Source organism: Paenarthrobacter ureafaciens (genome assembly GCF_004028095.1).
In the GTDB taxonomy this organism is placed as follows: domain Bacteria; phylum Actinomycetota; class Actinomycetes; order Actinomycetales; family Micrococcaceae; genus Arthrobacter; species Arthrobacter ureafaciens.
The window spans coordinates 2,770,221-2,791,155 of sequence record NZ_SBHM01000007.1 but is presented as its reverse complement, the minus strand read 5'-3'; the positions used below and the strand labels follow the sequence as shown (position 1 = coordinate 2,791,155).

Here is a 20,935-nt window from a genome sequence, read left to right as displayed (position 1 = left end):
GCCTAACTGCTTCCTCTGGGCTTCGTGATGGGTGAAAGCGGCCAAACAGCACGCCGCAGGCACTTGTCCTCAAAACTATCATTCAGGTTCGTGCTGAACTTCAGCCATCGAGCCTGCGGCGCGCCCGCCATGGGCCCATAAATATGATGTTTCACCATAGGATGGATAATCGTGACCCATCACCTCACTCCGGGCGATTCCCTGAGCCGACGCGAAAAGCTTGTCTATATCCTGCTCCTCGGTGCATTGACGGCTTTGGGCCCCTTCACGGTAGACCTCTACCTGCCGGCGTTTCCCGCGCTTGAGGAGAGCTTCGACGTCTCCGCGGCCGCTATCCAGCTGACACTGACCGGCACCACGGTCGGGTTCGGCCTGGGACAACTGGTGGTGGGGCCCTTCAGCGACAAATTCGGTCGCAGGTTGCCGCTGATTCTTGCGACGGCGCTTCACATCGGTTCCTCTCTGGGCGCCGCCCTTTCCACGGACATCGGCGTCCTCTCCCTGTTCCGCGTGCTGATGGGCATCGGCGCGGCCGGCGGCGGCGTGGTGGCAATGGCGATGGTCCGTGACCTCTTCCACGGCTACGCCATGGTCCGGATGTTCTCGCGCATGTCGCTCGTGAACGGTTTGGCTCCCATCCTTGCCCCGATCATCGGGTCCCAATTGCTGCTGGTGCTCCCGTGGCCCGGCATCTTCTACTTCCTTGCCTGCTACGGCACGCTGGTGATCCTGGCGGCCATCTTCTTCATCAAGGAAACCCTTCCGGCCGAGCAGCGCGGAAAGTCCGACGTCACTGTCCGCCAGCGCTACAAGAAGGTGCTGACGGACCGTATCTTCGTGGGCATGCTGATGGTGGGAAGCCTGAACTTCGGCGGCCTGTTCGCATACTTGTCTGCCTCGACGTTCCTCTTCCAGGACATTTACGACTTCTCCGCCCAGGAGTACGGCCTGTTGTTCGGCGTCAATTCACTGGGCATCGTGGCAGGCGTGCAGATCAGTTCCCGGCTCATCAAGCGGGTGGCACCGCAGTGGATTGTTGCCGGAGCCACACTCTTCATGCTGGTGATGGCCGCGCTGATCATCGTCCTGGACCTGATGCAGGTGGGACTGTGGGGCATCCTGGTCCCGCTGTGGTTCTACATCTGCGCCACCGGCTTCATGTTCCCATGCGTCCAGGTCTTGTCCCTGGCCAATCACGGGGCCCAAGCCGGCACAGCGGCCTCCATGCTGGGCGCAGCCCAGTTCCTTATGGCAGGTGTGGTTCCCCCGGTGGTCGGTTGGCTCGGCGTCAGTTCGGCAGTGCCCATGGGCGCTGTCCAGGTCGTGTGCATCTCCGGAGCCATTTGTGCGCTGTGGCTGGTGGTCCGTCCCCGTTCGGTCCCGTCCATCCACTGAGGCGATTCACCCGTGGTGCGCATAGGCTGGAACCCATGGCGAAAAAACCGCACCGCAACGGCCGTGGCCTGTTCCTCGGAGCCTTGCTTGGCGCCGTCGTCGGAGCCTTGCTGGGCCGCCTCGCCGGCAGCGCGTTGTTCGGCGCCATCCTGGGCGCCGTCATTGGCTCGGCCCTGCTGTACCGCGTGAATCCCGGTCCCTGGAACAGGGAGTAGGAACGTCTCCCCTTCCAAGGGCCCGCAAGGCAGAATAGTGGCCAGCCGGGGTTACCCGCGCCTGCCTGTGGAGGGGACATCACATGAGTACGGCTGTGGAACAAAAGGGCAACTGGCGACGCTTGGCTGCCATGCGCAAGTTGCCGTTGACGCTGGGACTCATCGCAGTCCTCTGGATTGTGGGTGCAACCACCGGTAGCTTGCTCGCCGGCCCTCCTGAACCGCTTCTTGAACAGGTGGGAATCGGCTTGGCCGTGGAGCCCGGGCCTTGGTGGGCGGTCTTTACGTCAGGGTTCTTTGCCTCCTCCCTCCTGGACTATCTCGCCTGCACCGTGATGATCCTCATCGGGGTGGGCATCGCCGAGCGGACCATGGGCCCTTGGCTTGCCTTGGCCGCCTTTGTGGCGGGTTCAGCCCTGAGCGCGTTGGTGCTGGTGGCACTGGTGGAATACGGCACGGACAACAGCGATCAATGGCTCAGCTTCCTGGGCGGCGAGTATGTGGTGGGTGCTTACGGCGGTGCCGCTGCCGCCCTGGGATGCTCGACGGCGGCGCTTGAGTCCCTGTGGCGCCGGCGGCTGCGGACGTGGCTGGTGGCGGCGACGCTCATGTTTGCGCTCTTCGTGGGCGTGGCCCAGACCTTGCAGGCCCTCAGCGGAGCAGTCATCGGCATCCTGGCGGGTTGGGCCGCCCAATCGTGGATACTCCGGCGCCAGGCAGGGAAGCTGCACTCGTCGAGCCTTCGGGAGACCCGTTTCCTGGTGGGCACCGTGGTGGGCGTGTTCGCTGTGGGACCGCTGCTGACGCAGCTCACCGGCACTCTGGACGTCGGTCCCCTGTCGGTGGTGTCGCAGGTGATGCTGCAGGCCAGTCCGACGGCGGACGAGGTCCGCGAGGCCTGCGACGACGACCAAAGCTGCGTCACCCTGCAAGGCGTGGTGGGTGTCCAAAGCTTTGGTGCCACCATCCTGAGCTTGATACCGGTCTTGCTGCTGCTGGTGTGCGCCGAGGGCCTGCGCCGGGGACGCCGCCTTGCCTACCGGCTGACCCTCACCATCCAGTTGTACCTGGTGGCTGTCACTACCTTCGCCGTGCTCCAGTACGTCACCGACCCCGACGTGACGCTCGGCAACGACGACGTCGGCTACTTGCTGCTGTACGCCATCCCCGCCATTGTGGCCCCTTTGATCATCGTTTTCCTCCTCCTGGCCAACCGGCATAAGTTCAGGGTCGAATCCAGTGACGCCAGCTATCGCGTCCTCGGCCGGACCACGTTGATCATGGCTGGTGCGGCAGTAGCCCTCTATGCGCTTTTTTGGTTCCTTGGGGGAAATCCGGGACGCTCCACGGGGTGGGACCTTGCAGGGCAGCTGACGCACATCCTCGTACCGTTCCCGGTCCCGTTCGTCACCGAACTTCCCCAAGGTCTTCTCAGCACCGTCCTCTACGGCCTGGGCGGGGACGTCATCTGGCTGTGCATCCTGTTCCTGGTGCTGGGCAACTACCAAAAGTTCCGGGCCGTCGCGACCGACCCTGCAGCCGACCTTGGCCACGCCCGCGAGCTGATCCACGACGGCGGCGGGTCGTTGTCCTGGATGGCGCTGTGGGAGAACAACCAATACTGGTTCACGCCGGATCGCAAAGCAGGCGTCGCCTACCAGGTCCACAACGGCGTTGCCCTCACGGTGGCCGGGCCGTTCGGTGCCGCGGAACACCATGCGGACGCCGCCACGGGATTCCTGGCCCACTGCTCGGCCCTGGGCCTCACTCCCTGTTTCTATTCCGCAACGGACGAGCTGGATGGCCCGCTCCTCCCCCGCGGCTTCCGCAAGCTCGAGGTCGCCGAAGAGACCCTCCTGAACATCCAGACGATGACGTTCAAGGGCAAGGAATGGCAGAACGTCCGCACGGCCCTCAATCGCGCGGACAAACTTTCCATCACGGACCAGTGGCACCATTACCGGATGATGCCGCCGGGCATCCGGGCACAGTTGGCGGAGATCTCCGAGGAGTGGGTGGCGGACAAAGCCCTGCCGGAGATGGGTTTCACGCTGGGCGGCCTTGACGAACTCAAGGACCCCGAGGTCCTGTGTTGCGTGGCTGTGGACGATGACGGCCTGGTCCACGGTGTTACCAGTTGGCTGCCTGTTTTCACCGATGGGGCAGTGACCGGTTGGACACTGGACTTCATGCGGCGGCGCACAACCGGGTTCAAGGGAGTGATGGAATTCCTCATTGCTTCGGCGGTGAACCACTTCAAGGAGGACGTGCCGCAGATCTCGTTGTCCGGCTCCCCGCTCGCCAACACCGACAGCCGGAACACCACAGGCAGCGGCGACGGTACGGACCCGGGCGAAGGCGACCACAGCGCCTTGGACCGGGTGCTTGCCCTCCTGGGGAACGCCTTGGAACCCATGTATGGCTTCAAGTCGCTCGCGGCCTTCAAATCCCGTTTCCAGCCCGAACACCGGACCCTGTACATGTACTACCAGGATCCCCTGTCCCTTCCGTCAATCGGCCTGGCGGTGGGCTCGGCCTACCTGCCGGGATTGTCCCCTGCCCGGAGCGCCGGACTGCTGCGCCACATGGTGGCCCGGGAACCGGCGCAGTGAATGCCATCCTGAGGACCGACATCACCGGTCCCGTGGTGATGTCCATAGCCATTGCGATCGGCGTCGGCTTCTTTCTCCTGCTGCTCCTTCGTCCGTCGTGGCGGTGGCTCAGGACCGCACTCCTGGCGATCCTGGTGGCCGGCCTGCTGGGCTGGCTGACAGTATGGCTCGTGGAGGACGTCATGGATGTCTTCCATGTGGGCCTGACCCCATGGGTGTGGTTCTGGTCCATCGCTGCGTTCGCTGCCCTCGGACTGGCGACGGTGAGCTTCAGGAGCAGCTCAGTCCGGCGGAAGGTACTGGCGGCTTTCTCCATCCCTGTTTTCCTCGTGGTCCCGGCACTGGGCATCAACACCGAGTTCGGTCTGAACAACACCTTGGGATCGGCCTTTGGCATCTCAACCGAGGGCCAGATCCAGCTGGAGAAGCCCAATCCGGACTCCGCCATACCAACCGGACCGCTGTGGCAGAACTGGGAGCCCCCGGCTGACATGCCCACGGCGGGCAGGGTGGGCACCCAGGTCATCCCGGCCACGGCCTCGGGCTTCAATGCGCGCCCGGCGGGCATTTATCTGCCACCTGCCGCGCTGACGGAGAACCCGCCACGGCTTCCGCTTTATGTGCTGATGATGGGGCAGCCGGGGCTGCCCGATCCCCAGTACGTCTCGGCTGCCCTGGACGATTTCGCGGCGAAGAACAAGGGCTTGGCGCCCATCGCGATCGTGGCAGACCAGATCGGACCGGACCAGGACGACACGCTTTGCCTGGACACGGCCAAATACGGGAACGTCGAGAAGTACATCAACGTGGACGTCGTCACGTGGGCCAAGGAAAACCTGAACATCCTCCCGGACCGCAAATACTGGACCATTGCCGGGTACTCCAACGGTGGACAGTGCGCCATTTCCTTCGCGGTAAAGTACCCGCAGATGTGGGGCAACGTGGTTGACATCTCCGGCGAAGAATTCCCCGGCGCCGAAGATCCGTCCGGGAACCTCGCGGAGATCTTCCACGGCGACCAGGCAGCGTACGATGCCCTGAAACCCATCAACATGATGAAGGGCCGGCAGTTCCCGGACACCACCGCCATCTTCACGGTCGGGTCCGACGACGTCACTTACGTAGCTGCCGCCAAGGCCGTTTCCGCGGCGGCCCGGGAGTCCGGCATGGCGGTGACGTATTACGAGATACCCAACGGGGGCCACGTAGGCATCGCGCTGAACGCAGGATTGACCAAGGGATTCGACGTGCTCTATCCGCGGCTGGGGCTGGCTCCTTGAGCCGCAACAGGCCGTCCGGCAGGCAATCCGGCCCCTGTTGCGCACCCGTCCCGAACGATAAAGTTGATGTGTGCCTCACTGGCAAGAACTGCAGCCGCTTCCGGCACCGTGGCAGCGCAGGGATGAACGCATCCTGCCGCTGTGGTGGGACAGGCTGTGCTCCGTCACGAGTCCCCAATCGGCGGCGCTCTATGCCGCAGGGCTTTTCACGGATGATCGTCGCCGCCCCATAGCCCAGTGGTACAACCCGGATGCTGATGCCGCCCTTTTGGTGGCCCCCGAGACGTCCCCCGAATGGCCTGTGCAGCGCTTCGGAATTTTCTACGCCCCGCCCGGGGGCGGCTTCACGCGCGTCTACTCGGCTCCGCACGAATGGCATCCACGGGAACCCCGGACGCCGCCCACCGAGCACGAAGCTTTTGAGGCGGCCGTCGCGGAGGCGGCCCGCTTCCTCCAAGTGGAGATGGACTTCGTGTAAAAAAATGAACCCCGCACCAGGAAGATCCGGTGCGGGGTTCTGTACGCTCCTCCGACTGGACTTGAACCAGTAACCCTTCGATTAACAGTCGAATGCTCTGCCAATTGAGCTACGGAGGAATGAAGCGGTAATTAGCTTAACAGGGGCTGGCCGAAAAACGAAATCGGCCCCGCATACCTCCCGGGGGTATAAAAAAACCCCCGTTCCGGCTGACCGGAACGGGGGTTTTGCGCGCTCCTCCGACTGGACTTGAACCAGTAACCCTTCGATTAACAGTCGAATGCTCTGCCAATTGAGCTACGGAGGAATGAAGCGGTAATTAGCTTAACAGGGGCTGGCCGAAAAGCGAAATCGGCTCTTCCGCGGGCTGCGACGCCCTCGGGAGAGCCTCACGCCTCGGCCCGAAGCGCCCGCCGCTGCATCTCCAACTGCATCAGCTCACGGTTCAGGCGCTGGAATTCTTCCGGGTACGCAGCCGCATCCAAGCGCTGCAGCTGCCCCATCTTGTCCGCTTTGATGCGGGTGATCTGCAACTCGAACAACCGGGCCAGAATGTCCCGGCAATACCTTTGCATCGCTTCGGGCGTGCTGGCCGGCAGCGGGGTGACGGCGAGCTCCGAGACGAGGGGACGCAAGGGGTCCGGCACTTCCTGCCGCACCCTTTCCACCCAGGCCACGGGGTCCGCTGCCTGGGCAACACCGGTTGCCCTGATTCCCGCATGAACAGCGGCATAGGCCGGCGTCGAGAAATGCGATGCTTCGAAGCGTTCCCAGTTCCCCCCGCCCAGGACGGAGGGTTCCTGAAGCACCACCTCGAGCGCCTGCCGCTCCATGCCCGCCACGGGATCGCGCGGGTCCGGACGGTTGAATGCCGGAGCGTTCGACGGCGGTGCTGTCGCCGCCGTCGGCTGCTCCGGCTGGCCGTTGGGGGTGCCACCTGAGGCAGCACGCTTGGCGGCAGCCCCTACGTAGCGGCTGACTTCCTCGATGGGCATGCCAAGCCACCCGGCGAGTTCCCGGGTGTAGGCAGGCCGGATTCCGGTGTCGCGGATTTGTGCCACCACAGGAGCGGCTTCGCGCAGGGCAGCCACCCGGCCCTCCACGGTATCCAGGTTGTGCTTGCGAAGGGTGGCGCGGATGGCGAACTCGAACAGGGGCTTGCGGCTGCTGATCAGCTCACGCACAGCAGGATCACCTTTGAGCTGGCGCAGGTCGCAGGGATCGGCGCCCGTGGGTTCCACCGCGACGTACGTCTGGGCGACGAAGCGCTGGTCTTCCTCGAACGCCCGCAGCGCCGCCTTCTGGCCGGCTGCGTCGCCGTCAAAGGTAAACACCACCTCTCCCCCGGTGCCGTCGTCGGAAAGCAGGCGCCGGGCGATCTTGATGTGTTCGGTGCCGAACGCGGTTCCGCACGTGGCCACCGCCGTCGTGATTCCTGCCAGGTGGCAGGCCATGACATCCGTATATCCCTCCACCACCACCAGCTGCCGGTCCTTGGCGATACTGCGTTTGGCGAGGTCGATGCCGTAGAGGACCTGGGACTTCTTGTACAGCGTGGTCTCGGGCGTATTCAGGTACTTGGGGCCTTGGTCGTCCTCGTAGAGCTTCCTGGCGCCGAAGCCGATGGTATCCCCCGCGATGTCGCGGATAGGCCAGATGAGCCTGCCGCGAAAACGGTCGTAGATGCCCCTGTTGCCTTCGGAAAACATGCCCGTCAGCTTCAGCTCCGCGTCCGTGAAGCCGCGGCCGCGGAGGTGCTTCAGCAGCGCGTCCCAGCCCTGCGGCGCGTACCCCACCCCGAAGTGTTCTGCCGCGGCGCGGTCGAATCCGCGGCCGTCCAGGAAGCTGCGGGCTTCCCCTGCACCGGGGGTCAGGAGTTGGGCACGAAAGAACTCGTCGGCAATTTTGTGGGCATCAAGGAGGCGCTGCCGCTTGCCCACTTCTTCGCGGCTGGGACCCGTTCCGCCGTCCTCGTACCGGAGCTCGTAGCCGATCCGGGCGGCGAGCTTTTCCACGGCCTCATGGAAAGAGCTGTGGTCAATTTTCTGGATGAAGGAAATGGCATCGCCGTCCTCCCCGCAACCGAAGCAGTGGTAGCGGCCTACCTGCGGGCGGACGGTGAAGGACGGGGAACGCTCATCATGGAAGGGACACAATCCCTTGAAACTGCCCAGCCCGGCCGTCTTGAGGGTGACGTAGCCATCGACGATTTCCTTGATGTCCGTGCGCTGGCGTACTTCGTCGATATCTTCACGTTTGATCAAGCCAGCCACGTGACCATCCTAGTGCTTACCACAGCGACGGCAGGCTCCCTACCAAACGTTCGTACATGGCCAACGCCGAGCCGTCCGTCAGCGAGGCAACCTGGTCGATCACCACACGCAGCCTTGCGCCGTCGTCGACGGCGGCCCGCCAGTCAGCAGCGAACATGGGCTCCAGGTGACGGTCGCCGGTGGCATTAAGGACTCCGACCAAGGCGTGCAGGACTTCGCGCTGGCGCTCGTACACGGGTTGCCGGTGGTCAGTGGAGATGACGAACGTCGTTGCCAGCCCCTTGAGGACCGCAATTTCAGTGACGGTCTCCTCGGGCACCATGAGCTCGGCACCATACCGCGTGAGGTTGGCCGGGCCGAAGTGCGCCCGGGTGGTCTCCATGGCACTTTGGCAGAACCGGCCGATCAATTGGCTGGTCATGTCCTTCAACGCGGCCATGGACTTGCGGCTGCCATCGGCTTCCCGGACCCACACACGGGTGGCTTCCAGGCGTGCCAGGGCGGCATCGATCTCGGCGGGATCGTTATGCGGCAGGTACCACTGTTGGGTGTAGCCGACGACGCGTGCGCGGTGGTCCGGGTTGTCCATCCATTTGAGCTGGAAGTGTCCGGCCACGATGGCATCCTCCACGTCATGGACAGAGTAGGAAATATCGTCGGCCAGGTCCATCACCTGGGCTTCGATGCACGAACGGTTGCCTGGGGCGCCTTCGCGGAGCCACTCGAACACCGGAAGGTCGTCCTCGTAGGCGCCAAACTTGCTGGTGCGGTGGCCGTGGATGACGGGGGCATCCAACGCTGACCACGGGTACTTGGAGGCGGCATCGAGACTCGCACGGGTGAGGTTGAGCCCGGCAGGACGGCCGTCGTCGGTCAGGACTTTGGGCTCCAGCCGCGTGAGCAGGCGCAGGGTTTGCGCGTTCCCCTCGAATCCGCCGATTGCGTGGGCAACCTCGTTCAATGCCGATTCGCCGTTGTGGCCGAACGGCGGGTGGCCGAGATCGTGGCTCAGGCAGGCTGTGTCCACGATGTCGGGGTCGCACCCCAGCGAACGCCCGAGTTCCCGGCCCACCTGGGCGACTTCCAGGCTGTGGGTCAGCCTGGTCCGGACGAAGTCGTCCGTATCCGGGGCTACCACCTGGGTCTTCGCCCCCAGCCTCCGAAGGGCGGAGGAATGCAGGACCCTGGCGCGGTCACGTTCAAAGTCCGAGCGGTAGGTGGTCTTGCTCGGCTCTTCGACCCAACGCGCCGAGTCCGCCTCGGTGTAACCGGGGATCGCCTGGACATAGTTGCCTGCGTTGCCGGTGCGGCCGATTATCGCTTCGGTTCCCATGGGTCTCTGCCTCCTTCAAGCGCCGGGCGGGTGCCTCTTGAGCCAGTCTTTCACGCGGAAAGCTACCCGCCTGACACGTCCAGCTCGGCAGCGGCGATGTCGGCACTTTGTTCAGCGTTCAGCTGGCGGCTGTCCAGCCAGTCCTTGGGCAGGGCGGGCCGTTTGGGCGAGCCGGCACGCCCCCGGGGGCCTTCCGAATCGACGCCCGGGTACGGCAGGTCCAGGTCCAGCTGGTCCAGGAGTTCCCGCAAGACCGCCAGGGTGGGAACCGTGGCCAGCTTGGCGCGGAGCTCCCCGCCCACGACGTAGCCCTTGAAGTACCAGGCCATGTGCTTGCGGATCTCCCGCAGGGCCTTGTATTCGTCGTTGCCGAACGTCTCCACCATGAGCTCGGCGTGCCGGTAGACGCCCTCAGCCACTTGGCGCAGGCCAGGACGGTGCCGCTGGTCGCTGCCTTCGAACGCTGCCTGAAGGTCACCGAACAGCCACGGACGCCCTTGGCAGCCGCGTCCCACAACAACGCCGTCGACGCCGGTCTCCCGGACCATGCGGACAGCGTCCTCCGCGGACCAGATGTCGCCATTGCCCAGGACCGGGATGTCCGGGAGGGCCTCGCGCAGGCGCGCGATCGCGGACCAGTCAGCCTGGCCCGAGTAGAACTGCGCCGCAGTGCGGCCATGAAGTGCGACGGCGGCAACCCCGGAATCGCGGGCAATCCGACCGGCCTCGAGGTACGTCAGGTGGTCCTCGTCGATGCCCTTGCGCATCTTGATGGTCAGCGGCAGCCCGCCCTTGGAGGCTTCCTTGACTGCCGTTTGCACGATCGCGGTGAAAAGGTCGATCTTCCACGGCAGCGCGGATCCACCGCCGCGGCGCGTGACCTTGGGCACAGGGCACCCGAAGTTGAGGTCGATGTGGTCCGCACGGTCTTCCTCCACCAGCATCCGGACTGCTGCGCCCACGGTCTTGGGGTCAACGCCGTAGAGCTGAACCGACCGGACTTTTTCATCCTCATCGTGGGAAATGATGCGCAGCGATTCCGGAGTCCGCTCCACCAGGGCGCGGGAGGTCACCATCTCCGCTACGTAGAGCCCGCCTCCGTACTCACGGCACAGGCGGCGGAAGGCGGAGTTGGTGATTCCGGCCATGGGAGCAAGGATCACCGGGGTGTCCACGGTGATCCCGCCAAGCTGCAATGGCGGAAGTTCAAGCTTTGGGGTGGGGGGCGTTGCTACGACGGTCACTTATCCATTGTTGCAAATCAGGGCAAATCGGCCGATCCCGCTGATACCGCTGATCCCGATCAGTCCGATCCGGCCTCGCGGCGCTCGGCCTGGCGCCTGGCCCGCCTGCTGCCGGGGCTGGCCGGTGACCCGCCGTCGGCGGCTGTGCCGCCCTGGTGTGTCCCGGCGTCGTGCGTTCCGGCGTCGTGTGTGTCGTCCGGAGTGGAACCGACGACGGCGGCCGCGGCAGCCAGGGAACCGGCGTCGTTGACGTCGTCCGGGCCCACGGCAGACGTGCCGGCCAACCGCCGCATGCCCGTCGCCTTGACGACAAGCACTGCGATGAAAGTGGTGACCGGAATCGCGAGGACCAGGCCGATGGAGCCGACGAGCGTGCGGATGACTTCCTCCGAGAGTTCGGCGCTGGTGAGTGCCTCGGCGAGGGGGCGGTCGTACAGCATGACGATGATGAGGATGGGAAGTGCGGCACCGGCGTAGGCGAACGCGATGGTGTAAACGGTGGACGCGATGTGGTCCCGGCCGATCCTCATGGCGGAGGTGAAGAGTTTCCGTGCCGTGGTGTCCGGGGCGAGTTCGTAGAGCTCCCACACCGCCGAGGACTGGGTGATGGTCACGTCGTTAAGCACTCCAAGCCCGGAGATGATGAGGCCGCAAAGGATGATGCCGGAAATGGAGATGTTCCCGGACATGTTCACGAGCGTCGCGGCATCATGGTTGCCCACGCCCGCGAGGTTCGCGGCGTCGGTGGCCCACGCCGCCAGGAGCGCAGTGATTCCCAGCCCGAAAATCGTGCCCAGCAAGGCGGTGGATGTCCGGGCGGAGAAGCCGTGGGCGAAGTAGAGCACCCCGATCATGATCACCGTGGAACCCACCAACGCCAGCAGGAGTGGCGGCTTGCCCTCCACCAGGCCCGGAAGGATGAAGCTGACCAGGACGGCGTACGCGCCCACCAGGCCCAGCAGGGCCCGGAAGCCGCGCCACCGGGCGACGGCGATCACCACGACGGCGTACAGGACGGCCAGCAGGGTGATCGGGACGTCGCGGACAAAGTCCACAAAGACGAACGATGGCGAACCATTGCTTGCCGCCGCGCCCTGGACGCCGGAGAGATTCAGGTAGCGGATGGAGTCGCCCACGTCGACGCCGTGGGACTTGGCGACATCCGGGTTGATGACCACCTTGACGGGTTCACCGCCCTTGTCCGGCTCGGTGAAAGCAAAAGTGCATTCCGAGCCGCCGGACTGGCCGCCCGCTTCACCGGTGGCCTGCCCGGTCTGGGTGCAGCTCTCTTGGACCACCCTTTGAATCTTGCCGGTGTCGAACGTGACCCCCGGGGCTGCCTGGTAGGGACTCGCGAACGAGATCCCTTCCCGGCTGCCCGAGGGCCACATCAACACCATGGCCACGAGCGTCAACACGCCCAACGGAACCAGCACGGCCGCGAGGAGCCAGTTGGCCCGTTTGCGGGAGGCGACCGCTTCAGCGGTCGGAGCTGAAGTACCGGAGTGCGGGTGTCCGTGGCCCATCAGGAATACAACCTCGAGTTCAGTCGCTGACGATCAGTGTGTCCGCGCCGCGTACATGCGCTTTGCCGGATTCAAGCAACGGTTCCAGGACGGCGCCGAGGGCAGTCATGGATTCGTCCGCTTCCAGCAGCACCGGGTGCTGGTACGCAATGAGGGCCAGCAGGTCCCGGACGGCTGATTCGGCATCTTCCGCGGACAGCTCGGGATCGTGGCCGAGGAACACGTCCGAGGGCTCTTCCGAGTTCCCCTGGGCATAGCTGATGGCAAACGCCTGGAGCTTGCCCTTCTTCGAAGCGGGCACACCGGCTCCAAAGGCGCTGGCCTTCGGCGCACGGAGCACAATCGCACCGTGAGCCCCGGTCAGGTCATGCAGGAACAGGCGCTGGACGGTGGCGATACTGAGCTCTCCCGGGCTGTCCCAGTGGTGCACGGCAGAGTAGTACCGTCCTACGACGTCGCTCAGTTCCACCGAACCGGTGGCCAGGTCTTCCACGCGCTCGGACGCGGCTTCTTCCGAGCCGTCACCGAACCTTGGCAACTTCAGCGGCTCGGGATCCACCACCACAAGCCTGGAGCGCTGGATGGGGGCAAGCCCGGCCGCCTGCGCAAAGGCCGCACCCGGCGTTCCCGGCTCCACCTTGCTGCGGAGCTTGGAAACGCCCGACGGCGAGTTCGCGGCTTCGCGGCGCAGCATGGCCAGGAGCGTGGCGCCTATGCCCGAGTGACGGTGATCCTTGGCAACCTCGATGTAGGCCCACAGCCGTTCAGGATGCAAGGAAGCCTCATGGACCACGCCTGCTGCCACCGGAATGCCGACTCCGTCCACGACGTCCTCAGCCACGATGCACCGGCGCCACGGCTGGTTGCTTGACGGCGCCAGTGCAGCACGGAACTGCTCCGCGGGCAGGGTCTCAGGGTCTCCCCAGATCTCCAGGAGGGCGAGGTCGTCGCCCTCCTTCCATTCGCGGTACTCGATGGCCACTGCTAGGCGCCGATCAGGCGGGCTGCCAGGTAGGACTCCACCTTGTCCAAGGAGACGCGCTCCTGGCTCATGGTGTCGCGCTCACGGATGGTCACGGCCTGGTCTTCGAGGGTGTCGAAGTCAACGGTGATGCAGAACGGAGTGCCGATCTCATCCTGACGGCGGTAGCGGCGGCCGATGGCGCCGGCATCGTCGAAGTCAATGTTCCAGTTCTTCCGCAGCTGGGCGCCCAGGGCCTTGGCCTTCGGGGACAGGTCCTCGTTGCGGCTCAGCGGCAGGACAGCGGCCTTGACCGGCGCAAGGCGGGGGTCAAGCTTCAGGACCGTGCGGACATCGACGCCGCCCTTGGCGTTGGGTGCCTCGTCCTCGGTGTAGGCATCGATGAGGAACGCCATGAAGGAACGGGTCAGGCCTGCCGCGGGCTCAATCACGTACGGCGTGTAGCGTTCGTTGGTGGCCTGGTTGAAGTAGCTCAAGTCAGTGCCGGAGGCCTTGGCGTGGGTGGAGAGGTCAAAGTCGGTGCGGTTGGCGATACCTTCCAGCTCGCCCCACTCGGAGCCCTGGAAACCGAAACGGTATTCGATGTCCGTTGTGCCCTTGGAGTAGTGGCTCAGCTTCTCCTGCGGGTGCTCAAAGAAGCGGAGGTTTTCTTCGCGGATGCCCAGGCCCGTGTACCAGGCCATGCGCTCCTTCATCCAGTACTGGTGCCATTCCTCGTCCGTGCCGGGCTCGACGAAGAATTCCATCTCCATCTGCTCGAACTCGCGGGTACGGAAGATGAAGTTGCCGGGGGTGATCTCGTTGCGGAAGGACTTGCCGATCTGTCCGATGCCGAACGGCGGCTTCTTCCGGGACGTGGTGAGCACGTTGTTGAAGTTCACGAAGATGCCCTGCGCCGTCTCCGGGCGCAGGTAGTGCAGGCCTTCCTCGCTGGCCACCGGGCCAAGGAAGGTCTTCAGCAGGCCGGAGAACTCCTGGGGTTCGGTCCACTGCCCGCGGGTTCCGCAGTTGGCGCAGGCGATGTCCGCCAAGCCGTTTTCCGCGGGGCGGCCCTTCTTTTCCTCGTACTCTTCTTCGAGGTGGTCGGCCCGGTAGCGCTTGTGGCAGGAGAGGCACTCCACCAGGGGATCGGAGAAGACCTCCACGTGGCCGGATGCTTCCCATACCTGGCGGGGCAGGATCACCGAGGAATCCAGGCCCACCACGTCTTCACGGCCGCGGACAACACTCTGCCACCACTGGCGCTTGATGTTTTCCTTCAGCTCTGCACCGAGGGGACCGTAGTCCCACGCAGAGCGGGAGCCACCATAGATCTCACCGGCCTGGAACACGAAGCCCCTCCGCTTGGAGAGGGAAATGACCTGGTCGAGGACGGATTTTGCTGCCATGGGGTACTCCATATTTCTACAGGGCCGCTGGGTGCGGTCCGCGGTTGCTTGGGACAATGCCTGTTCTAGCCTACCGGCCTTTGGCGCCTGGCCTTCCGGGGAAGGATCCCCTGGGCCAGGGAAGGCTGGCCACGACGATCGCGGCCAGCGTCAAGAGCGTGCCCAGCACCGTGGGCAAGGCGACCACCGTGCCCGCAGTGGGGATCACGACGTCGAGCACCAAGGACCCCACCAGTTGCCCGGCGATCATGCCAAGCCCGGTGACCAGCACGCCAAGGCTCCGCACCAGCAGGGCCGCCAGGCCGATGGCGATGCATCCCAACGGTCCGCCGGCGTAGTACCACCACTCGGAGGGAAGGGAGTTCCCGGCCCCGGCTACCGCGAGCTTGATCAGCAAGGCCACCCAGAGGACAAGGGCACCGGCCAGGAAATTGACGAGCGTGGCCGCGATGGGGGTGCCGTAGTGGACGGTGGCGGTCCCGTTCATGGCCTGTTGGAAGCTCATGAGGAAACCCGCCACCAAAGGCAGGATGACCGGCAGCACCAAAGCGCCGACGTCGGCCGTTCCACCAAAGCGCGGGGACACGGCCCAGGCGACCGCGGCCACGGTGAGGACGCTTCCCAGGACCCGTACGCCCGTGATCGACCGCTTGCCGCCGGGAGCGATGCCCATGCGGTCCACCAGCAGGCCGCTGAGGGTCTGTCCGGTAACGGTGGCAACGGTGAACAGCGCGACGCCCAGCAAGCCGACCGTGAAGGATTGCGCAAAAACGAAAAGGGCGCCGACGGCCCCGGCCATGACGTAGTACGGCGGGAAGCTGCGGTTGCGGACGGCCGGGAGAATACTCTGCAGCCCCGACCTGCCTTTGGGCGTAGCGAGCGAGATAGCCGCAATCACCACCAGGCCTGTGGTGAAGCTCACCACGGAAGCGGTAATGCCGTCCTCGAGCTTGACGGCGAGCGCCCCGTTAATGCGGCCTTGGAGCGGCAGGACCAGGCCTGTCACCAGGGCAAGCGGCAGCCCGAGGGCAAGCGGAAAGGCGGGACGGTGGGAAGGATTCGGCACTGTCACCACACTACTTCAGGCATTATTGCTCTATGAGCAATCCCGAAATCGAAGAGATTCCCATCCGCGACGACATGATCCGCCTGGGCCAACTGTTGAAGCTTGCCAACCTGGTGGAGGACGGGGTCGAGGCGACGGAGCTCATCAAGAACGGACTGGTCAAGGTCAACAACGACATCGAAGAACGCCGCGGCCGCCAACTCCATCCCGGCGACACCGTCACAGTGAACGGCCAGACGGTCAGGATCGCCGGCCGTTCCTAGCCAAGTACCTTGTGGGTGAGGAATTCGCCCACGTGGCCGATTTCCTGCTGGTTGATGCCGTGCCACATTCCCGTGTAAAGCACCTTGGTGAGGTCCACATGCTTGCGGACCCAGCCCATGGTGTATTCGATCTTGTCCGGAGTGATCACCGGATCCTGCTGGTCGCGTCCCCAGAACATCGGCACCGAGCCGTCCAGTTCGTCGTCGCGGAAGTCCGCGTCAGCTCCGGCGTCGATCACGAAGCCTGAAAGCCCGACGACGGCAGCGAAGTCGGCGGGCCGGTACCGGAGCATGGTGGTTGCCATGGCCATGCCCATGGAGAACCCCAGCAACGTCACGGACGAGTGGTTCGCCTTGACGGTGTCCAACCATTCGAGGGCGTACTCTGCCGCCAGCTTCACGGCGTCCAGGGAGTAGTCGATCGAGGCAGTCAGCGGGAACCACGTGAACCCGGGGCCCATGGGCATGGGAGCCCGCAGGGAGGCCACGACGAAGTCGGCGGGCAGCAGGCCGGCGAGGCTGAAGAGATCGTCCTCGTTGGAGCCGTATCCATGAAGCAGGACCAGAAGGGGCTTGCCGGCCCGTTCGGCTTCGTCATGGGACCACAGGACAACGGGTGCGGGAAAAGCTACGGCTTCAGTCATGGGTCCATTCTTGCAGTTACCCGCGGGTAACAACTTACGGTCGCGTAGGTTCGCATGTACGGGGCAGGATATGAATCGTGAGTGAGAGCAATTCATTGGTGACGCCCGGAGGAACTGTCCAAAAGCATCCCTGGAGCCGGTACGTGGCGCTGGGAGATTCGTTTACCGAAGGCATCGGAGATCCTGAACCCGGAAGCCCGGGCGGGTTCCGCGGCTGGGCCGATCGCGTGGCCGAGGAACTCGGGCGAGGGCATGATGATTTTGCCTACGCCAACCTTGCCATCCGCGGGCGTTTGCTGCAGCAGATCCTGGACGAGCAGGTGGGCCCGTGCCTGGCACTCCAACCGGACCTGGTCTCCATCTCGGCCGGCGGCAACGATCTCATCCGCCCCGGCGGCGACCCCGACGTCCTGGCCAACAAGCTCGATGCCGCCGTCCAGGAACTCAGTTCCGGCGGCGCCACCGTGGTGCTGTTCAACGGCCCTGATACTGCGGCGTCGGTGCTGAGCCGGATCCGCGGCAAGGTGGCCATCTACAACGAGAACCTGCGAACCGTCGCCGCCCGGCACGACGCAGTGGTCGCCGACATGTGGTCCCTGCGGCAACTCGCTGATCCGCAGATGTGGGACGTGGACCGACTGCATTTCTCGCCGTTGGGCCACCACACGATCGCCACCATGGTGCTGGAGGCACTGAACGTGCCGCACACGCTGGAACCGATGGCACCCAAACCCCTCCCGCCGCGCACATGGCGCGAAGCCCGGTCCTCCGACCTCGTGTGGGCCCGCGAGTACTTCGTTCCGTGGGTCATCCGCAGGTTACGGCACCAATCTTCCGGGGACGGCATCACGCCAAAGCGCCCGACGCCGGGTCCCGTTTCAAGTGCTAACTGACCATGAGGATACTCACAAAACTCATAAGCCTCACCAGGAGCGCCAAACTCACAAAACTCACAACGACTCATAAGCTTGATACATGATCGAGAATCCATTCAGGCCCTCAGCAGGAGCAACTCCTCCGGAAATCATTGGACGGTCAGGCCTGCTTGATGAGTTCAAATACGGTTTGCGGCTTGGTTCCGGGGCACCGGGACTGCTCACGATCTTCACCGGAGCCCGCGGGATCGGCAAGACGGTGATGCTCGGGGAGGTCCATGACGCCGCCCGCCAAGAAGGCTGGGCAGTCATCGCGGAGACTGCAACGGAAGGCTTCATGGGTCGCGTCGGCGAGGAAATGCTCAGCCTGACCCAGGAACTTGGCAGCGGTCCGCAGAACCGGCGGATCACCGCCATCGGCGCCGCAGGATTCAGCATCACCACCCAGTTGGCACCCGAACGCCAAGTAGCATGGCGCAAGCTCGGCGAAGAACTTCTCCACATCCTCGACAACAAACACACCGGCCTGATCATCACGGTGGATGAAATCCACGCCGCCGACCGCAACGAACTCGCTCAATTGGCGGCCAGCGTCCAGCACTTCATCCAGGACCGGATGCCGATCGGCCTGGTATTCGCCGGACTGCCTGCAGCCGTATCCGACCTGCTCAATGAAGGCGTTGCCACGTTCCTGCGCCGGGCCGACAAAATCGACCTCCATGCGGCGGGCATCCGCGACGTTGAACGGTCTTTCGCCTCCATCTTCGCCACCGCCGGCTTCCGTGTCCCGCCCCACCTGGTCCAAAAGGCAGCCGAGTCGACCGGTGGCTACCCCTTCTTGATCCAGCTCGTCGGCTACTTCCTCTGGCGCGAAGCGGAAAATAACAACGGCACGCTGACAGATGCCGAGGCGGACCGCGCGGTACAGGCCGCCCACAGGCGCAATGCCCGCACGGTCATCGAAGCCGCACTCTCAACCGTGTCGGCAAAGGACCTCCAGTTCCTTCGCGCAATGGCGCAGGATGACGGTCCTTCGATCGCCGGAGACCTTGGAGAGAGGCTGAAGGCAAAGACCAATCTAGTCGCCAACTATCGCTCGCGCCTGCTCGCCGCCGGCCTGGTGGAACCTGCCGGCCACGGGAAGATCGATTTCGCGATACCGGGCCTTCGACAGTATTTGCGCAATCTGAACACAGACTAGTCATCTCACGGTACTAGTGCGCCGAGCCCGATCCCGTAGGCTGCCAAAACAAGTCATCGGTGTAGGCTCGGGGCAACATTTGCACCAAGCGATAGGTCGCGTTGCTGTTAGGAGCACCAATCAGAAGCCCACGACTCATGCGGCGGATCTTCACTGAGATTCCCCCGGTAGCCAGAGTATTTATGCTTGGTTTTCCTTCACTCTTCCTACTTTCACTGCTTATGGATGTGGCGAGGTTGCCATTCTGGGCTGTAGTGGCCCCTATCGTTCTGGCAGGCTGCTCCCTCGTTGCCTTGGGTCTGTTCATTTTCCGGGACATCGGCGGAACGGCCTCTATCTGGTCACGGGCGTATAGGGAAAGCAAAGGTATCGCGCCCGATGGTTTCACGTTCGCTGATGTTCCTACGATCAAGGGCCTGGGCTTCGTATACATCTTGATGGGATCATTTTTCGCGTTCGGAGCTCTCTGGACCCTACTCACGTCGGCAAAGTAGTTCTCTTTTTGGTTTGTCTGGCGCTCCCCAACCTGGAGGTTTGATGGTTGGGCTGCCGCGGCGGCGAAGCCCTGACGCGACGGGGCTAAGCTGGGATAGGACCTAGGAGGGCTCCACTGTGAACAATCTGATCTTCTGGATCATCGTCTGCTCATGGGTGATTCCAGTTGGAATCCGCATGTACAACCGGTCCAAGGCGCGCCGAATCCATAACGACGGCTTCCGTGGCTACCCGCCGCAGAACCTTCCCGGGCCAGGCTACCCGCCGCAGAACTACCCCGGCCAGGCCTATCCGCCGCAGAACTACCCCGGGTATCCGACGGGACCCGCCGACATCCGCCCGGCTGATGCAACGCCGCCGGAGGTACCGCCGTCGGGCGCTTCACCACAGGTGCCGCCCCCGGCAAGTGGAGGCTCTGCGCCGCAGGGCTACCGGGCGCGGAAGCTCGCAGAGCTGGACGCGAAGTTCAGCAACGGCGAGATCGCCATGGAGGACTACATGAAGCAGCGCGGCGAGATCATGAACGGCTGAAGTCTTCGGCAAAGAAGGCTGCGCCCAGCTGGCCCGCGAGCTGGCCGATCTCCGTGAGGAAGCCGTCGTGCCCGATGGGGGCTTCGATGATGTGGACCGGGACGTCGCCCGGCAAGGCTTCGGCGAGTTCGTGCGACTGTGCCGGGAAGTAGAGCCGGTCGGAGTTCACGGCCGCCACAAAAAACTGTGCCGTGGCCCGGGACAACGCTTCCTTGAGCGGGCCGCGTCCCCGCCTGACGTCGTGGGACATCAGGGCCTCGGTGATCGCGATGTAGCTGTTGGCATCGAAGCGGCGCACCAGCTTGGTGCCCTGGTGGTCCAAGTAACTCTCCACCTGGTAGCGCCCCCGCTCCCCCAGCACGGCGGCGGCCAGCGGTTTCTCCTGCGGCTGCGCTTCCCGGCCGAAGCGGAGGTCCAGCTCCAGCGCGGAACGATACGTGATGTGGGCAATCCGCCGCGCCAAGGCAAGGCCGGTTTCAGGTGCCGGGCCATGGTAGTAGTCACCGTTGTTGAAGTTCGGATCCTGGCGGATTGCGAGCGTCTGTGCCTGCGCAAACGCGATCTGCTCCGCGGTGCTGTAGGCACCGACGGAAATCACGGCGCAGCGCTCCACCCTGTTCGGGAAGGTCACTGCCCATTCCAAGGCGCGCGCCCCGCCCATCGAGCCGCCCAACACTGCATGCCACTGCCGGATCCCCAAGGCGTCGGCGAGCCGGGCTTCGGCCACTGTGCTGTCGCGCAGGGTCACCAGTGGGAAACGGGAGCCCCAGGGCTTGCCGTCCGGGGCTTGCGACGACGGCCCTGTGCTGCCGTAGCAGCCGCCCACGATGTTGATGGAAATGACAAAGAACCTGTTGGTGTCGATCGTTGCGCCCGGGCCAACGAGCTGCTCCCACCAGCCTTCCTCGTCCGAGGCGCCGCGTGCAACATGCGTACTACCCGTCAGGGCGTGCTCCACGAGGACGGCGTTTGAGGCGTCGGCATTGAGCTTGCCCCAGGTCTCATAGGCCAGGACAACGTCCGGGAGAAACCCGCCGGCTTCCAGCTCCAGGGAACCCACGCGGGCGTATTTGACGGTTCCGTCCTGTTCTTCCGACGTGGGAAGGGATGTAGCAGTAATGGTCATTCCTTTGA

At 64.4% G+C, this 20,935-nt stretch carries 18 protein-coding genes and 2 tRNA genes; 9 read left to right on the top strand and 11 right to left on the bottom strand.

What is annotated here, in order from left to right; genetic code table 11:
• Nucleotides 1-165 precede the first annotated feature (165 nt).
• The 5 genes from AUR_RS17065 to AUR_RS17045 all read left to right on the top strand — a co-directional run bounded on the left by AUR_RS17065 (nucleotide 166) and on the right by AUR_RS17045 (nucleotide 5,980).
• Nucleotides 166-1,395: a multidrug effflux MFS transporter gene (locus tag AUR_RS17065; protein ID WP_031216611.1), complete on the top strand. Its 1,230-nt coding sequence runs from the start codon at nucleotides 166-168 to the stop codon at nucleotides 1,393-1,395.
• A gap of 35 nt (nucleotides 1,396-1,430) precedes the next feature.
• Nucleotides 1,431-1,610: a glycine zipper domain-containing protein gene (locus AUR_RS17060; RefSeq protein WP_021472565.1), complete on the top strand. Its 180-nt coding sequence runs from the start codon at nucleotides 1,431-1,433 to the stop codon at nucleotides 1,608-1,610.
• 83 nt (nucleotides 1,611-1,693) lie between these two features.
• Complete coding sequence (locus AUR_RS17055) at nucleotides 1,694-4,222, top strand: DUF2156 domain-containing protein (protein WP_062095901.1); 2,529 nt, start codon at nucleotides 1,694-1,696, stop codon at nucleotides 4,220-4,222.
• Nucleotides 4,219-5,502 carry an alpha/beta hydrolase gene (locus tag AUR_RS17050; protein WP_021472563.1) on the top strand — a complete coding sequence of 428 codons (1,284 nt, stop codon included), beginning with the start codon at nucleotides 4,219-4,221 and terminating at the stop codon, nucleotides 5,500-5,502. Before AUR_RS17055 ends, AUR_RS17050 begins: the two co-directional genes overlap by 4 nt.
• Nucleotides 5,503-5,572: 70 nt before the next feature.
• Complete coding sequence (locus AUR_RS17045; protein ID WP_021472562.1) at nucleotides 5,573-5,980, top strand: hypothetical protein; 408 nt, start codon at nucleotides 5,573-5,575, stop codon at nucleotides 5,978-5,980.
• A gap of 46 nt (nucleotides 5,981-6,026) precedes the next feature.
• Here AUR_RS17045 and AUR_RS17040 read toward each other — a convergent pair.
• From AUR_RS17040 to AUR_RS17000, 9 genes are all read right to left on the bottom strand, one after another.
• A tRNA-Asn gene (locus AUR_RS17040) sits at nucleotides 6,027-6,099 on the bottom strand.
• A gap of 115 nt (nucleotides 6,100-6,214) precedes the next feature.
• Nucleotides 6,215-6,287, bottom strand: a tRNA-Asn gene (locus tag AUR_RS17035).
• Between the two features lie 82 nt (nucleotides 6,288-6,369).
• Nucleotides 6,370-8,253: a DNA primase gene (dnaG, locus tag AUR_RS17030; RefSeq protein ID WP_062095899.1), complete on the bottom strand. Its 1,884-nt coding sequence runs from the start codon at nucleotides 8,251-8,253 to the stop codon at nucleotides 6,370-6,372.
• A gap of 16 nt (nucleotides 8,254-8,269) precedes the next feature.
• Nucleotides 8,270-9,586 (bottom strand): deoxyguanosinetriphosphate triphosphohydrolase, encoded by a 1,317-nt coding sequence (locus AUR_RS17025; protein ID WP_062095897.1) that lies wholly within the window; start codon nucleotides 9,584-9,586, stop codon nucleotides 8,270-8,272.
• Between the two features lie 62 nt (nucleotides 9,587-9,648).
• Nucleotides 9,649-10,830: a tRNA dihydrouridine synthase DusB gene (gene dusB, locus AUR_RS17020; protein ID WP_021472559.1), complete on the bottom strand. Its 1,182-nt coding sequence runs from the start codon at nucleotides 10,828-10,830 to the stop codon at nucleotides 9,649-9,651.
• 59 nt (nucleotides 10,831-10,889) lie between these two features.
• Entirely contained in the window at nucleotides 10,890-12,356 is a 1,467-nt protein-coding gene (locus tag AUR_RS17015) for a YibE/F family protein (protein WP_021472558.1), read from the bottom strand.
• Nucleotides 12,357-12,375: 19 nt separating this feature from the next.
• Nucleotides 12,376-13,338, bottom strand: coding sequence for a GNAT family N-acetyltransferase (locus AUR_RS17010; protein WP_021472557.1), 963 nt, complete (start codon nucleotides 13,336-13,338; stop codon nucleotides 12,376-12,378).
• A 2-nt stretch (nucleotides 13,339-13,340) separates the two neighbouring features.
• Nucleotides 13,341-14,726 carry a glycine--tRNA ligase gene (locus tag AUR_RS17005; RefSeq protein WP_021472556.1) on the bottom strand — a complete coding sequence of 462 codons (1,386 nt, stop codon included), beginning with the start codon at nucleotides 14,724-14,726 and terminating at the stop codon, nucleotides 13,341-13,343.
• Between the two features lie 70 nt (nucleotides 14,727-14,796).
• The gene (locus AUR_RS17000; RefSeq protein ID WP_052474257.1) at nucleotides 14,797-15,801 is read right to left on the bottom strand and encodes a DMT family transporter; all 1,005 of its coding nucleotides are present in this window, start codon (nucleotides 15,799-15,801) and stop codon (nucleotides 14,797-14,799) included.
• A gap of 23 nt (nucleotides 15,802-15,824) precedes the next feature.
• Between AUR_RS17000 and AUR_RS16995 the strand changes: the two genes are divergently transcribed.
• Entirely contained in the window at nucleotides 15,825-16,055 is a 231-nt protein-coding gene (locus AUR_RS16995; protein ID WP_021472554.1) for an RNA-binding S4 domain-containing protein, read from the top strand.
• Here AUR_RS16995 and AUR_RS16990 read toward each other — a convergent pair.
• Nucleotides 16,052-16,699, bottom strand: a complete 648-nt coding sequence (locus tag AUR_RS16990) for an alpha/beta hydrolase (protein ID WP_021472553.1) — start codon at nucleotides 16,697-16,699, stop codon at nucleotides 16,052-16,054. The genes AUR_RS16995 and AUR_RS16990 overlap by 4 nt on opposite strands.
• A 77-nt stretch (nucleotides 16,700-16,776) precedes the next feature.
• Between AUR_RS16990 and AUR_RS16985 the strand changes: the two genes are divergently transcribed.
• The 3 genes from AUR_RS16985 (at nucleotide 16,777) to AUR_RS16975 (ending at nucleotide 19,801) form a co-directional block, all read left to right on the top strand.
• On the top strand, nucleotides 16,777-17,592 hold the full coding sequence (locus tag AUR_RS16985) for an SGNH/GDSL hydrolase family protein (RefSeq protein WP_062095895.1): 816 nt from the start codon (nucleotides 16,777-16,779) through the stop codon (nucleotides 17,590-17,592).
• A gap of 82 nt (nucleotides 17,593-17,674) precedes the next feature.
• Nucleotides 17,675-18,775, top strand: coding sequence for an ATP-binding protein (locus tag AUR_RS16980; RefSeq protein WP_021472551.1), 1,101 nt, complete (start codon nucleotides 17,675-17,677; stop codon nucleotides 18,773-18,775).
• 612 nt (nucleotides 18,776-19,387) lie between these two features.
• On the top strand, nucleotides 19,388-19,801 hold the full coding sequence (locus AUR_RS16975; RefSeq protein WP_062095890.1) for a hypothetical protein: 414 nt from the start codon (nucleotides 19,388-19,390) through the stop codon (nucleotides 19,799-19,801).
• On the opposite strand, the gene metX is transcribed toward AUR_RS16975, so the two are convergent.
• On the bottom strand, nucleotides 19,788-20,927 hold the full coding sequence (gene metX, locus AUR_RS16970) for a homoserine O-acetyltransferase MetX (RefSeq protein WP_021472549.1): 1,140 nt from the start codon (nucleotides 20,925-20,927) through the stop codon (nucleotides 19,788-19,790). The genes AUR_RS16975 and metX overlap by 14 nt on opposite strands.
• Nucleotides 20,928-20,935 lie beyond the last annotated feature (8 nt).

Coding starts and splice junctions, on each gene's coding strand:
- metX (WP_021472549.1), bottom strand. CDS start 20,927: ATGACCATTACTGCTACATCCCTTCCCACGTCGGAAGAACAGGACGGA.
- AUR_RS17025 (WP_062095897.1), bottom strand. CDS start 9,586: ATGGGAACCGAAGCGATAATCGGCCGCACCGGCAACGCAGGCAACTAT.
- AUR_RS16995 (WP_021472554.1), top strand. CDS start 15,825: ATGAGCAATCCCGAAATCGAAGAGATTCCCATCCGCGACGACATGATC.
- AUR_RS16980 (WP_021472551.1), top strand. CDS start 17,675: ATGATCGAGAATCCATTCAGGCCCTCAGCAGGAGCAACTCCTCCGGAA.
- AUR_RS17055 (WP_062095901.1), top strand. CDS start 1,694: ATGAGTACGGCTGTGGAACAAAAGGGCAACTGGCGACGCTTGGCTGCC.
- AUR_RS17060 (WP_021472565.1), top strand. CDS start 1,431: ATGGCGAAAAAACCGCACCGCAACGGCCGTGGCCTGTTCCTCGGAGCC.
- AUR_RS16990 (WP_021472553.1), bottom strand. CDS start 16,699: ATGACTGAAGCCGTAGCTTTTCCCGCACCCGTTGTCCTGTGGTCCCAT.
- AUR_RS17015 (WP_021472558.1), bottom strand. CDS start 12,356: ATGGGCCACGGACACCCGCACTCCGGTACTTCAGCTCCGACCGCTGAA.
- AUR_RS17005 (WP_021472556.1), bottom strand. CDS start 14,726: ATGGCAGCAAAATCCGTCCTCGACCAGGTCATTTCCCTCTCCAAGCGG.